This window comes from Methanothermococcus okinawensis IH1, from assembly GCF_000179575.2.
Lineage (GTDB): Archaea > AGJL01 > Methanococci > Methanococcales > Methanococcaceae > Methanofervidicoccus > Methanofervidicoccus okinawensis.
Genome location: NC_015636.1, coordinates 237,099 through 250,319, shown reverse-complemented (window position 1 = coordinate 250,319; position 13,221 = coordinate 237,099). Strand labels below are relative to the sequence as shown.

Here is a 13,221-nt window from a genome sequence, read left to right as displayed (position 1 = left end):
CAACAACCATATTGATAAATTAAAATATAATTAAAATTTATATTATTTTTAAATAATCCTTATAATCCTTATTATGGGGTTAATCTCTGCCTATCTCTTGGGAATAAGACACACTCCCTAATATTTTCCTGACATGTAATTATCATCATAAATCTTTCAGCTCCCATACCCCAACCTGCATGTGGTGGCATACCATATTTAAATGCTTCTAAGTAGGTTCCAAAGCCTTCTGGATTGAGTCCCATTCTTTTAATGCCTTCAACAAGCAAATCGTATTTATGATTTCTCTGAGCTCCGGATGAAATTTCCAAATCCTTATACATTAAATCAAAAGCCTTACAGATTTTAGGGTTTTCCTGATTTGGAAGTGTATAGAATGGTCTTGTTTCAGTTGGCCACTCTGTGATAAAATAGAATCCTTCCATAGAATCCCCAAGTATTTTTTCAGCAGCCCTTGAAAAGTCTTCACCCCATTCCATATCGATTCCTTTTGAATTTACAATATCAACTGCTTCTGTATAGGTTACTCTTGGAAATGGTGTTTCTTGAACATTTAAATTTATATCTAATGTTCGGAGCTCCTTCTGGTTATTTTCATACAAATCAACAAATACATTATGAACCACATTTTCAAGAACATTCATGGCATCCTTTTCATCTGAAAATGACATTTCACAGTCAATAGATATGGCCTCGTTTAAATGTCTTCTTGTGTTGTGTTCCTCTGCTCTGAATATAGGTCCAATTTCAAATACCCTATCAAATCCTGCTGCCATCATCATCTGTTTGTATAACTGCGGACTTTGACCTAAAAATGCCTCCCTATCAAAATAGGATATTGGGAATAATTCTGTTCCTCCCTCTGTTGCACTTGCTACAAGTTTTGGAGTATTTACCTCAATAAATCCATTATTGTAAAATGTATCTCTTACTGATTTTAACATTTCAGACCTTAATCTAAATAATGCCTGTATTTTTGGTCTTCTTAAATCTAAAAATCTTCTATCCAATCTTGTATCAATATCAGCGGGAACCTTCTCGGATGGGTCTAATGGAAGTGGTGTTTCTGCCTTATTCAATATTCTAATTTCAACTGGTATTATTTCAAATCCTGCTGGTGCCTTTTCATTTGCCACAACTTTACCTTTTATAGCAATTACATCTTCCCTTCCTACGGATTTTGCCGTGGTGAATACCTCTTCGGATACCTTTTGTTTAGGAACTACTATTTGAACTGTTCCCTCTCTATCTCTCAATATAATAAATACCAATTTTCCCAATTTTCTTATGGAATGAGTCCATCCCATAACAATGATTTCTTCTCCATCCATTTCTGGTGTTATTTCATTTGAAAAGTGCGTTCTTCTCCAATCTCCTAATATATACATATTATCATCCTTTTTATTTTTTAATATTTTAAATATTAAGTTTCATTTAATGATTTATGGAGTATAAATAAATTATAATTATAAACATCCAATATAGAATGAACCATAACTTAAAGGTAATTTACATTATAAATATTTTTTCGTATTTTCCATTTATTTTTTTATCTTTTATTTTTTACTTCTATTTAATCCAACAATACTTAATTATTATTTATTATTTATTTCGATTTTATTATTTTATTATTGACTATCTATTATTTGGATGAATTATGCCCTTCTCAGTGATTATTCCAGTGATTAACTCTGCTGGTGTGGCATCAAACGCATAATTATATGCCGAAACACCTTCTGGAATTATTCTAACGCCGTCTATATATATAACCTCCTTTTCATCCCTTTCTTCAATTGTAATATCCTCAATGTTGTTCTTAAAATCAAATGTTGAATAGGGTGCTGTCACATAAAATGGTACATTGTGGTATTTTGCAAGAACTGCAAGGGAATAAGTGCCTATTTTATTAAACACAGTATAATCCCTTAAAACCCTATCTGCCCCAACTACAATCTTATCAACCATGCCCTTTTTCATTAAAAAACCAGCGGTATTATCAGGAATAACTTTAACAGGAATGCCTTCATAATTAAGTTCAAATGCCGTTAATTTTGCACCTTGTAGTCTTGGTCTTGTTTCATCTGCTATAACATTAATTTTTTTGTTGTTATAGTATGCGAACCTAATAACACTTAATGCCGTCCCATATGCCGAAGTTGCAAGAGCTCCTGCATTACAGTGTGTTAAAATAGTATCTCCATCATCGATAATCTTTTCTCCTATTTGCCCTATTTTTTTACATACTTCGATATCTTCTTTGTGAATCCTCTTAGCTTCCTCCATTATGGAAGATTTATTATTGTATGCTTCTATACACCTATCCAAAGCCCAAAACAAATTTACAGCGGTTGGTCTCGTGTTTTTTAACTCATTATATGCTTTTTCTATATAATCCCTGCTGCTGTTGTGTAATTCAGCAAGCGCCATACCGTATGCTGCGGATACTCCTATTGCAGGAGCTCCCCTTACAACCATGTTTTTAATGGCAAATGCAACATCATGATAGTTTTTACAGGTATAATACTCTAAACTATTTGGAAGTTTTCTCTGGTCAATTAATATCAATTGTTTATTGTCATCATCCCATATAATAGGTCTTAAATCGTTATTCATATCATCGCCTTAAATAATTTAATATAATTTATAAGAAATAAAAATAAAAATAATAAATATATTAGCGCGGGTCATAATAACTCGTTTCCATTAACTTTTTAATTTTCATATATATAAGGATGATTAAATTTGTTTTAATATTTGGTGTTGATATTTAAAGAATATATAAAATGACCCACCCTAATAATAAATATATTTTAATATTAATGTAATTTAAAATATAAACTAATATTTAGTAATATTTAAAATAAAAAAGTATTGAGTTGATTAAAGATATATAATTATAATTAGGGATATAAATATTAAACTTAATGTTCATTAATTATTTATTATTTATTTATATATTAATATTCATTCTATTGTTGTTGGTATTTTTTTATTTATTTTAATTTATTTTTATTTATCTATCAATGGGTGTTAAATATGCTTCTAAAAGACCTAATTAGCTATAATGATGCTAAAAATATTATATTTAATAGTTTTAATGAACTAATGAGATATAAATATAAAGTTGTTGATATTCGGAGCTCCTATAACAAAATTTCTTTTGAGGATATAAGAGCTCCAACAGATTTGCCCATGTTTGATAAATCTGCAATGGATGGATATGCTGTAATAGCAGAAGATACCTTTGGAGCATCTGAAACTAATCCTATAATCCTAAATTTAATAGATAATACAAATAATATAATTAAAACTGATGAATGTGTGAAATTATCCACAGGAATGCCCCTTCCAAAAGAAGCTAATGCCGTAGTGATGAAGGAATATTGCATCGAAGAAGATGGATTTATAGAGGTTAGAAGGGGAGCTCACCCTTATGAAAATGTGGCAAGAGTTGGGGAGGATGTAAAAAAAGGAGATATTGTTGTAAAAAAAGGGGAGGTAATCACGCCGTATCATATAGCGTTATTATCGTCCTTAGGCATAAAAAATATTAAGGTTTATGATTTAAAAATAGGACTATTATCCACAGGGGATGAATTGGTTGATTTGGATGACTTTAATACAGTAAATGAATTAAAAAATGGATATAAAATAGTAAATTCAAATTCCCTTATGCTTTATTCCCTTATAAATGAAATAGGACTTACACCAACAATATATAAAAGAGCAAGGGATAATAAAGAGGAAATAAAAAATTCAATATTAAAGGCACTTGGTGAAAATGATATAGTAATTACCACAGGTGGAACATCCGTCGGGGATAGGGACTATACCATTGAGGCTATCAAAGAAATTGGAAAGTTATTATTGCACGGCGTCCAAATAAGACCTGGAAAACCTTTTGGATTTGCAAAAAGTATTCTAAATGATGAAGAAAAATTTGTATTTATACTTTCTGGCTATCCTGTGGCTTCTGCGGTTCAGTTTGAACTGTTTTTTAGAAATTATTTCAGAGCTCGTAAATATGTCTATCTTCCATTAAATAGAAATATTGCATCTACACTTGGTAGAACCGATATTGTTAGGGTAAAATTAATAAATAAAGATAATAAAACATATATTGAACCATTGAGGATAACGGGCAGTGGGGTTTTATCTTCAATAACAAAGGCTGACGGTTATGTGCTTATTGATGAAAATATTGAAGGATACGAAGGAGGAGATATTGTAAAGGTTTATTTTTTATAGATATTGTAAATAAATCATAATGTAATTAAAAAATATATATAAATAAGAATAAAATAAAGTATATAACATATAAAATAATATAGAATATGATGAATATATAATTAATTAAATGAATAATAACTAACTAATTAATAATAAGTAATAAGTTAGTAATGGGTAAAAAAATAATTAAAATTTTAATTTGGGGGTGAGCTCTTATATGTTTGTAGATAAATATATTAAAGAACCATTTGAATATGCCATGTCTGACTGGAAAAAGATATTTGTTGGGGGGGTATTGGGTATTATAGGTATTTTACCATTTAATTTATTTTCTGCTGTGATGGATGGTTTTAATCATAGATTTGGCACATCTGCTCCTTCAATAAGCAGTTTGACTCCAATAATTGCCCTATTTATAGTGGCTTCTTTATTTACAATAATAATTTCAATAATATTAACGGGCTACTACATAAAGGTATCAAAACATACATTGAACTCTATAAATATTCTTCCAGAATGGGAGAACTTCGGAGCTCTCATTAAAGACGGATTTATATATTATATAGCCATGCTTATTTTAGCTCTTATAGTTGTTGGAATACCTGTGGTGTTAATGGCAATATTGTTTGTAGCTACAGGATGGGTTAGCATAGCAAATCCCCAATATTTAGCAGGCATGCCAAATAGTTCAGTTATTGCAGGCATATTTTTGTTTATTGCAATATTATTTATATTATTTATTATTTTGGCAATATATACGCCACTTGCAACGGTAAATTTTGCTAAAAAAGGATTTGAAGGTGTCTTTGAATTCAAACAAATATTTAAATTGATGTCGGTAAAATATATTATTTTACTTATATTACTGTGGATAATATTTTTAATAATTCAAATAATACTGAATTTACCAGCCACTATATTGTCAATATGGTATATATTATCTCCTAACTTTATAGTGTTGTATAGCTCAGCAGTTTTATCTGCAATTATAAAAGGCTTTTTGTCATTCTTCTTAGGGGTAGTATTTTATAAATCCATCTCCAATTACTATGTGGATAGAATAAATGAGATTATAAGTAAAAAAGAAGAAATAATTTAATAATTTATTTTATTTTTATTATTTCTTATTTTTTAAATATTCTTCCCAATCTTTCATAAATCTATCAATACCTTTGTCTGTCAATGGATGGTTAAACATTTTGTCCAATACTGCAAATGGAATTGTTGCAATATCTGCACCGAGCTCCGCTGCTTCAATTACATGCATTGGATGTCTTACCGATGCTACAATTATTTCTGTTTTTATGTCGTAGTTTCTGAATATCTGAACAATTTCTGCTATTAATTGCATACCGTTTTGACCGATATCATCCAATCTTCCAACAAATGGGGATATATAGGTAGCTCCTGCTTTTGCAGCCATTAATGCCTGATTTGCCGAGAAAACAAGAGTAACATTTGTTTTTATTCCTTCTTTTGATAAAACATTTACTGCCTTTAACCCTTCCTTTGTCATAGGTATTTTAACCACAACATTATCTGCAAGTTTTGAGAGCTCTCTTGCTTCTTTTATCATGCCTTCTGCATCAAGTGCCGTTACCTCAGCACTTACTGGACCTTTTACAATAGAACATATTTCTTTAATTACTTCGTGGAAGTCTCTTCCTTCCTTTGCAATGAGTGTTGGGTTTGTTGTAACACCATCAACCAATCCTATCTCAGCAAATTCTCTAATTTTATCAACATTTGCAGTATCTAAGAAAAACTTCATTTTTTCACCATATTTATTTTATTATTTTATGCTATATTATATCCTACATTTTTTTATGTTTTATTATTTTTAAGTTTTATTTTTTAGATTATTTTATATCTCTTTCTTTTAAAATATTTTAAATATTATAATTTATATTTAGTGTGATTTTATTTAAATGCTATCACTAAATAATTTTCATTTATTTTTAAACTATATTATATTAAATCTTTACCCATATAAGCCCCAACTCGCTTATAACCCAACTTTCTATAATATTCCCTTACGCCAATACCACTTGTAATTAGCAGTTTATTCTTATCAAATTCCTCTTTTGCTATCCTTTCAGCCTCTTTTAGTAATAATCTTCCATATCCTCTATGTTGCCATGAATTTTCTTTATCTTCTTTTTCGGTTAATTTTTGCTCTTGACCGCATACATGCAACTGTCTAACAAGTGCAGTTTTATCGTCTATCTCTGGTCTAAATGGTTTATACGGTATCCTTAATCTTAAATACCCAATAAGTATATCATTTTTAACATCTTCATAAGATAGGAATATCTCTTTTCCGCCACTTGCAATATAATCCTCCCTACATAATTTTATATAGTTAATATCGGGAACTATTCCCTTTTTATACATTACATGACCTACTTCCCTACATCTTATACACTTGCATTTTATGCCCTTTTTATCGAGGTTTTTATATACCAATTCACCTAAATTACTTTTTTTAACACCTTCTTCAATTACTGTTGCAGGTATATCCCTCTGTATTCTTGAAGTTCTCACCCATTTTGGCATTATGGATTTTGCATAGGTTATGAGCTCTACGGCTTCCTCATCGGTTATTGGTTTAAATTCCCCTTTTTTCCATAAATCATATAGCTCGGTTCCTTTTATTACCAAACATGGATATATTTTTATTAAATCTGGTTTGAAATCTGGATTATTAAATATTTCATAAAATACCTTTTTATCAAGTTCCTTTGATGATTTTGGAAGTCCAGGCATAATATGATATGATACCTTTAAACCGCTATCCTTTAATAATTGCGTTGCTTTTATGCTATCCTCAACAGTATGCCCTCTTTTTACATAGTATAATATATCGTTATATATCGTTTGAACACCGAGCTCTACCCTTGTGGTTCCCAATTTAAGCATTTGATTTATCTCATTTTCCTTGCAGTAGTCTGGTCTAGTTTCAACTGTAAGAGCTACGCATCTATGTTTTGCAGTTTCATTTATTTTTTGTGCCTCTTCAAGTGTTTCAGATATTGTACCATTCATAGCATCGAAGCATCCTTTTATAAAATTATCCTGGTATTCAGTAGGTCTTGCAGGAAATGTTCCCCCCATTATAATCAGTTCTATCTTATCTGTTGGATGTCCCACCTTTTCAAGTTGCTCTATTCGTTCTTTTGTCTGAGTGTAAGGGTCAAATTTATACATAAGACCTCTCATTGTGGCAGGTTCTCTACCTGTATAACTCTGAGGAACATCTCCAAAAGTGCTTTCAGTTCCTCCTGGACAGAATAAACATTTTCCATGGGGGCATTTCTCAGGAGAGGTCATTACAGCCACAACAGCTACCCCAGATAATGTTCTAATAGGTTTTTTTCTAATAATCGGAATAATATCCTTTTTCTCCTCATCTGTTGCATATTTTATTATTTCAGAATTAGGGGGAAAACCTATATTTAAGTTAAATTTCCTTAAACATTGTGCTTTAATATCCTCAACCTTTTGTTTTTTTCTTTTTGGGGGTAATGCGTTCAAATTATTTTTATTTGCAAGTAATTTATCAATTATGCATCTTATAAATTTTTTATATGTGGAATCATCGAGGGCATTTTTATTGAATCCATTCATAGTATCACCAAATCGTTGAGTTTATATATTATAAAATTGCTATATTTTAGTTGTAAATTAATAATATGAATTAATTCTAATAATAAAATAATAATAGATAAAATAATAAAAATAGTTATTACTAAAAATTATAACTTGTAAATAATTAATAAAACGGGTATAAATTATTAAATTATAATAAATAAAATATAATATAGATAACTATAAATAAATAACTATAAATGAAAAACATAAAAATAATGTAAAATATTATTAGGATAAAAATATAATAAATGTTATGCATGATTATTATAAATATATATAATATTTTATATACAATTAACTATAATAAAAATAATATAATAAATATATTGAGATTTAAATTAATTAACATTTCTGATTTTTCTATCCGATTTCTATTGAAGTATAATAATATAATAATATTTTTTAGAAAATTTCTAATTTTAAATATTTTTTTATATATGAATTATGTTATTTATTTTGGTTTTTCTATTTAATATAAATGAGATAAATAATATAACTAATAAAATATATATTAACAGGGCAAATAATGTGCTATTTAAAATATGAGGTGATTATTTGTATAAATTAATAACTATTTCAGACACTGTAAGAGTACCTCCATATATGTTCGGAGCTCCGCTAAATGAAAGTCTCCATAATATACTTATGAAAAAATATGAAGGCATACTTGATAAAGATATGGGCTTTATACTATCAATAGGTGAAATAAAAGAAATTGGAGAGGGCAAAGTAATATATGGAGATGGTGCTGCATATCACCCAGCAATTTTTGATGTTTTATGTTATATGCCTGAGCTCTATGAGGTTGTAGAGGGAGAAGTTGTTGATGTTGTGGAATTTGGTGTTTTTATAAGGTTAGGTCCTCTCGATGGACTTATACATATATCTCAGATTATGGATGATTATGTATCTTATGACCCAAAAAGAGAAGCCATAATTGGAAAAGAAACGGGAAGAGTAATCGAAAAAGGAGATAGAGTAAGAGCGAGAATCGTAGCAGTTAGTTTAAGGGAAGCTAAAAAAAGAGGTAGTAAAATAGCACTGACTATGAGACAGCCGGGATTGGGAAAACTGGAATGGATAGAAGAGGATAAAAAGAAGAAAAAAGAAAAACAGAATAAATAGATGTAATATCGTAAAATATAATATAATAGCAATAAATAACAATAAATTATAGTAATATTATAGTAATTGGGTGAATTATTCATGAAAGCGTGTATAAGATGTAAATATTTAACAAAAGAAGATAAATGCCCGCTTTGTGGCTCTGAAACTTCTGAAAATTGGAGAGGTTTTTTAATTATACTGGACCCTATAAATTCAGAAATTGCCAGAAAAATTAAAGTGGATTGCAAAGGTAAATATGCATTAAGCGTAAAATAGATATAATTAAAGTATTATATGTATTCAATGAAGGGACATCATGTATATATTGAATGAGAGATTACGGGAAATACTTAAAAAACCCTTTGGAAAAGTATATAAAGAACTACCGCTTATAAATGGAAAGGTCATTTCTATTGGTGATATCACTACCAAAAATCTTTTATCAAAAAATATAATACCAAATTTATCAATCTTTGATTTAAAAACTAAAAGAGATATATCTGTGGAAATAAATCACAAATTTAAAAAAGTTTTTGAAATAAACAATCCTCCGGGATGTATATCTGATGAAGCAATGGAAAAAATTAAATACCTTTCCACAAGAAATAATGAAGATGTTGCTTTAAAAGTAAATGGTGAAGAAGATTTGCTCACCATACCAGTTATAAAATATTTTCCCGAGGATACTATTGTATTATATGGACAACCTAATGAAGGTGTAGTGTTGCTAAAAATAAACAAGGATTTAAAAAATAGAATAGATGAAATATTGAATATGATGGATAAAAGATAAATAATTTATATAAAACATTAAATAACATTAAAATATTATAAGATTAATAAAGGAGATATAATATATACTCTAACCTATTATTATACACTATTTAATAAATTATAAAATATAGAATATATGTTATATAAAACATAAAAGATATAGAACATAAAAAATAGATTATCCTTTTATATTATTATGTAAAATAGTTATAAGTTACGGTGATATTAATGGAGATAAAAATAATTTCAGATAGGGAAAACCCACTATTGAATAGAAGAGAAGTTAAATTCATATTGGAATATGAAGGAGCTACACCTTCAATAAAAGATGTTAAGATGAAGCTCGTTGCAATGCTAAATGCAGATAAAAACATGGTTGTAGTAGATACGCTTAATCAGGAATTCGGTAAAATGGAATCCAGCGGATATGCAAAAATATACAACGATGAAAAAATGATGAATTTGATTGAAAAAAAATCAGTTTTAGAAAAAAATAAAATTGAAGAAGAAAAAGAAGAAATTGAAGCGGAGGGAGAATAATGGCTACAAAAAATACAGGCGTTCAAAAATACAAATACTACAAAGTCGAAGGAGATAAAGTAGAAAGATTAAAAAAAGTATGTCCAAAATGTGGTGCCGGTGTATTCATGGCTGAGCACTTAAACAGGTATTCATGTGGAAAATGTGGATATACAGAATGGAAGAAAAATAAATAAAAAATAGATTAAAAATAAAAGATAAAGCTTAAATAAACCTAATAATTATAACTAACTAAAAATAATTTATTTTTGTATTAATTTATATTTTTTATTTTTGTATTATTATTTTTAATTATTATTTATTATATCTATTTATCATCATTATTATCGTGTTTATAATTTTATTATGGCTTTTTTTGCTTATTTTTTATTATTTTCATTATCCTCATATCTTTTTAATCCCAATAATTTTAATATTCTAATTATGTCTGTTTTTGAGATAATACCTTTCAACTTATTGTTTTCTACAACATAAGCCCGCTCAGAATTACCCATTTTAAGCAAAAGGTCGTTTAAATCCATATTTTTAGATACCACAATAGGAGGTTTCATAATGTCTTTTACCGATATATTTTCATCAACATTTCTTATATCATTAAAAGAAACGCTACCTACAAGTTTTCCATCTTTAACTACTGGATAACCCATATACTTATATTTAAACATTAAATCTACCAAATCTTTGATAGAATCATCTGGTGAAACCGATACTATATCTTCTGACATGATGTCTTTAACCTTTATTTTATTGAATACATCATGAGATAATAAGGCGTGATACTCCTGAGAAGCTCCATAATATATAAAGATGGCTATTAAAATCAATATAATATTTAATGATATAATACCAAAACCAAGCATAATCAATGAAAGATATTGCCCAATGGTGGAGGCTATTTTTGTAGCTTTTAAATACCCCACCTTATGTGAAATCAGAGCTCTCAATACCCTTCCACCATCCATGGGAAATGCAGGAAGCAAATTAAATACTCCCAACATGAGATTTAACACGCCAACAGTCATAAATAACGGATATACCATATTATCAATTTTTAGAATATTAAAATCCATAAAAGTCGATAGCCCTAAAAATAAAATCCCTAAAATAATGCTTACAATAGGTCCAGCAATAGCTATCTTAAATTCTCCTTCTTTTGGAATTCTATCCATCATAGCCATTCCACCTATTGGAAGAAGAAGAATTTTCTCTATATGCACCCCATATTTCTTAGCCACATATGAATGACCCAATTCATGCAAAACTACGGATGTAAATAGAAATACATATAATATAAAACCTCCAATATCCCAAAAATAATATACCAATATTAAAAGCAAAATAAATGTGATATGAAGTTCAATTGGAATCCCCATAACCCTTGCGATTTTAAACGATTGCATACATATCCCTTTTTTAATTATAAATAATATTAATAATATTGTTGTTGTATAACTATAATAGTTGTTATAAATATATAAAATGATACATATAATAAAATTATTTAATAATTTATTAATTTATATACTTCCATATATTATTACTTTAATTTTATTATTACTTTAATTTATGTAGATAACAAATATTATATAATATAACAATTTATATTATGTTTGTATGACAAGAAATTTATAGATATATATTTAAAATATAAAACCTAATTTTATAAATAAATAGCTAAAAATACTATATATTGTAAATATTAGAATATCTATAAAAATAATTAAAAATAAAATAAGAGGGCGTGATTATGGAAGAAAAAATAACCCTAAGCGTTATCAAAGCTGATGTTGGAGGATTGTGCGGACACACCTTGGCACCAGATGAATTGTTAGACACCTGTGAATATGTTCTTGAAGAGGCTATTGATGAGTTATTAATTGACTATTATGTCACAAGATGTGGTGATGATATAGATTTAATCATGACCCACAAACTCGGAACAGATAATGAAAATATACACGGCTTAGCATGGAAAGCATTTGAAGAAGCAACAGAAGTTGCTAAGGAATTAAAATTATACGGTGCAGGTCAGGATTTACTTGCAGAAGGATTCACAGGAAATGTAAAAGGTATGGGTCCAGGATGTGCTGAAATGGAATTTGTTGAAAGACCAAGTGAGCCTGTAATAGTATTTTGCTGTGATAAAACAGACCCAACAGCATTTAACATGCCATTCTACAAGATATTTGCAGACCCATTCCATACAGCAGGATTAGTTTATGATAACTCCATGACTGGTGGATTTAAATTCGATGTATTGGACATGTATGGAAATAAACAAATTACCTTAAAAACACCAGAAGAATCTTACTCTTTATTGGCATTAATCGGAAACTTAGAAAAATATGCTGTAAAAAGAGTATTCAGAGCAAAAGATAACGAAATTGCAGCAATTGCAAGCTCCGAAAAATTGAACTTAATGGCTGGAAAATATGTAGGTAAGGATGACCCTGTTGCAATTGTAAGAGCTCAGAGTGGTATGCCAGCAGTTGGTGAAGTATTGGAAGCATTTGCAACACCTCATCTTGTTCCAGGATGGATGAGAGGATGTCATTGGGGACCATTAATGCCTGTTGGTGAAGATGACGCAAGACCTTCAAGATTTGATGGACCACCAAGAATAATGGCATTAGGATTCCAACTATCAGAAGGAAGATTGGTAGGACCTAATGATTTATTCGCAGATATTTCATTCAACAATGCAAGACAGAAGGCTTTGGATATGGCAGATATGATAAGAAGCATGGGACCATTCCAGCCACACAGATTGCCAGAATCTATGATGGAATATTCCTCCATTCCTCAGATAATGGAGGCATTAAAAGATAGATTCGTAGATACTGAAAAAGTTAAAAAATTGGAAAAAACAAGAGAAAGAGGGGACATGGAATAAACAATAGTATTTCATTTATTTTTTTA

At 29.1% G+C, this 13,221-nt stretch carries 13 protein-coding genes; 8 read left to right on the top strand and 5 right to left on the bottom strand.

The genetic code is table 11. The features are described from left to right. Window positions 1-71: 71 nt before the first annotated feature. Window positions 72-1,388 (bottom strand): aspartate--tRNA(Asn) ligase, encoded by a 1,317-nt coding sequence (gene aspS / locus METOK_RS01140; protein WP_013866411.1) that lies wholly within the window; start codon window positions 1,386-1,388, stop codon window positions 72-74. Window positions 1,389-1,635: 247 nt separating this feature from the next. After that, window positions 1,636-2,613, bottom strand: a complete 978-nt coding sequence (gene mtnA, locus METOK_RS01135; RefSeq protein WP_013866410.1) for an S-methyl-5-thioribose-1-phosphate isomerase — start codon at window positions 2,611-2,613, stop codon at window positions 1,636-1,638. Window positions 2,614-3,036: 423 nt separating this feature from the next. Here mtnA and METOK_RS01130 point away from each other — a divergent pair, with 423 nt between their 5' ends. Further along, window positions 3,037-4,248: a molybdopterin molybdotransferase MoeA gene (locus tag METOK_RS01130; RefSeq protein ID WP_013866409.1), complete on the top strand. Its 1,212-nt coding sequence runs from the start codon at window positions 3,037-3,039 to the stop codon at window positions 4,246-4,248. Between the two features lie 199 nt (window positions 4,249-4,447). Continuing rightward, the gene (locus tag METOK_RS01125; RefSeq protein ID WP_013866408.1) at window positions 4,448-5,329 is read left to right on the top strand and encodes a DUF4013 domain-containing protein; all 882 of its coding nucleotides are present in this window, start codon (window positions 4,448-4,450) and stop codon (window positions 5,327-5,329) included. An 18-nt stretch (window positions 5,330-5,347) separates the two neighbouring features. Here METOK_RS01125 and fsa read toward each other — a convergent pair whose 3' ends face one another. Both fsa and METOK_RS01115 read right to left on the bottom strand, forming a co-directional pair. Continuing rightward, the gene (gene fsa, locus METOK_RS01120; protein WP_013866407.1) at window positions 5,348-6,001 is read right to left on the bottom strand and encodes a fructose-6-phosphate aldolase; all 654 of its coding nucleotides are present in this window, start codon (window positions 5,999-6,001) and stop codon (window positions 5,348-5,350) included. A gap of 197 nt (window positions 6,002-6,198) precedes the next feature. Next, window positions 6,199-7,857 (bottom strand): tRNA uridine(34) 5-carboxymethylaminomethyl modification radical SAM/GNAT enzyme Elp3, encoded by a 1,659-nt coding sequence (locus METOK_RS01115; protein ID WP_013866406.1) that lies wholly within the window; start codon window positions 7,855-7,857, stop codon window positions 6,199-6,201. A 579-nt stretch (window positions 7,858-8,436) separates the two neighbouring features. Between METOK_RS01115 and METOK_RS01110 the strand changes: the two genes are divergently transcribed. The 5 genes from METOK_RS01110 (at window position 8,437) to METOK_RS01090 (ending at window position 10,478) form a co-directional block, all read left to right on the top strand. Then, a complete protein-coding gene (locus METOK_RS01110) occupies window positions 8,437-9,006 on the top strand; it encodes a DNA-directed RNA polymerase (RefSeq protein WP_013866405.1) in 570 nt (189 codons plus the stop codon). A gap of 81 nt (window positions 9,007-9,087) precedes the next feature. Continuing rightward, window positions 9,088-9,264: a transcription elongation factor subunit Spt4 gene (gene spt4 / locus METOK_RS01105; RefSeq protein ID WP_013866404.1), complete on the top strand. Its 177-nt coding sequence runs from the start codon at window positions 9,088-9,090 to the stop codon at window positions 9,262-9,264. Between the two features lie 40 nt (window positions 9,265-9,304). Further along, on the top strand, window positions 9,305-9,781 hold the full coding sequence (locus METOK_RS01100; RefSeq protein ID WP_013866403.1) for a GTP-dependent dephospho-CoA kinase family protein: 477 nt from the start codon (window positions 9,305-9,307) through the stop codon (window positions 9,779-9,781). Window positions 9,782-9,990: 209 nt separating this feature from the next. Continuing rightward, entirely contained in the window at window positions 9,991-10,302 is a 312-nt protein-coding gene (locus tag METOK_RS01095) for a 30S ribosomal protein S24e (protein ID WP_013866402.1), read from the top strand. Further along, complete coding sequence (locus METOK_RS01090) at window positions 10,302-10,478, top strand: 30S ribosomal protein S27ae (protein ID WP_013866401.1); 177 nt, start codon at window positions 10,302-10,304, stop codon at window positions 10,476-10,478. Before METOK_RS01095 ends, METOK_RS01090 begins: the two co-directional genes overlap by 1 nt. Before the next feature lie 183 nt (window positions 10,479-10,661). Here the strand turns inward: METOK_RS01090 and METOK_RS01085 are convergent, their stop codons facing one another. Continuing rightward, window positions 10,662-11,702 (bottom strand): site-2 protease family protein, encoded by a 1,041-nt coding sequence (locus METOK_RS01085; protein ID WP_013866400.1) that lies wholly within the window; start codon window positions 11,700-11,702, stop codon window positions 10,662-10,664. Between the two features lie 347 nt (window positions 11,703-12,049). Between METOK_RS01085 and fbp the strand changes: the two genes are divergently transcribed. Beyond that, complete coding sequence (gene fbp, locus METOK_RS01080; protein ID WP_013866399.1) at window positions 12,050-13,195, top strand: fructose-1,6-bisphosphate aldolase/phosphatase; 1,146 nt, start codon at window positions 12,050-12,052, stop codon at window positions 13,193-13,195. Window positions 13,196-13,221 lie beyond the last annotated feature (26 nt).

Excerpts from the sequence above, each read along its gene's own strand:
- fsa (WP_013866407.1), bottom strand. The coding sequence starts at position 6,001 with ATGAAGTTTTTCTTAGATACTGCAAATGTTGATAAAATTAGAGAATTT.
- mtnA (WP_013866410.1), bottom strand. The coding sequence starts at position 2,613 with ATGAATAACGATTTAAGACCTATTATATGGGATGATGACAATAAACAA.
- METOK_RS01115 (WP_013866406.1), bottom strand. The coding sequence starts at position 7,857 with ATGAATGGATTCAATAAAAATGCCCTCGATGATTCCACATATAAAAAA.
- METOK_RS01130 (WP_013866409.1), top strand. The coding sequence starts at position 3,037 with ATGCTTCTAAAAGACCTAATTAGCTATAATGATGCTAAAAATATTATA.
- METOK_RS01085 (WP_013866400.1), bottom strand. The coding sequence starts at position 11,702 with ATGCAATCGTTTAAAATCGCAAGGGTTATGGGGATTCCAATTGAACTT.
- aspS (WP_013866411.1), bottom strand. The coding sequence starts at position 1,388 with ATGTATATATTAGGAGATTGGAGAAGAACGCACTTTTCAAATGAAATA.
- fbp (WP_013866399.1), top strand. The coding sequence starts at position 12,050 with ATGGAAGAAAAAATAACCCTAAGCGTTATCAAAGCTGATGTTGGAGGA.
- METOK_RS01125 (WP_013866408.1), top strand. The coding sequence starts at position 4,448 with ATGTTTGTAGATAAATATATTAAAGAACCATTTGAATATGCCATGTCT.
- METOK_RS01095 (WP_013866402.1), top strand. The coding sequence starts at position 9,991 with ATGGAGATAAAAATAATTTCAGATAGGGAAAACCCACTATTGAATAGA.
- METOK_RS01090 (WP_013866401.1), top strand. The coding sequence starts at position 10,302 with ATGGCTACAAAAAATACAGGCGTTCAAAAATACAAATACTACAAAGTC.
- spt4 (WP_013866404.1), top strand. The coding sequence starts at position 9,088 with ATGAAAGCGTGTATAAGATGTAAATATTTAACAAAAGAAGATAAATGC.
- METOK_RS01100 (WP_013866403.1), top strand. The coding sequence starts at position 9,305 with ATGTATATATTGAATGAGAGATTACGGGAAATACTTAAAAAACCCTTT.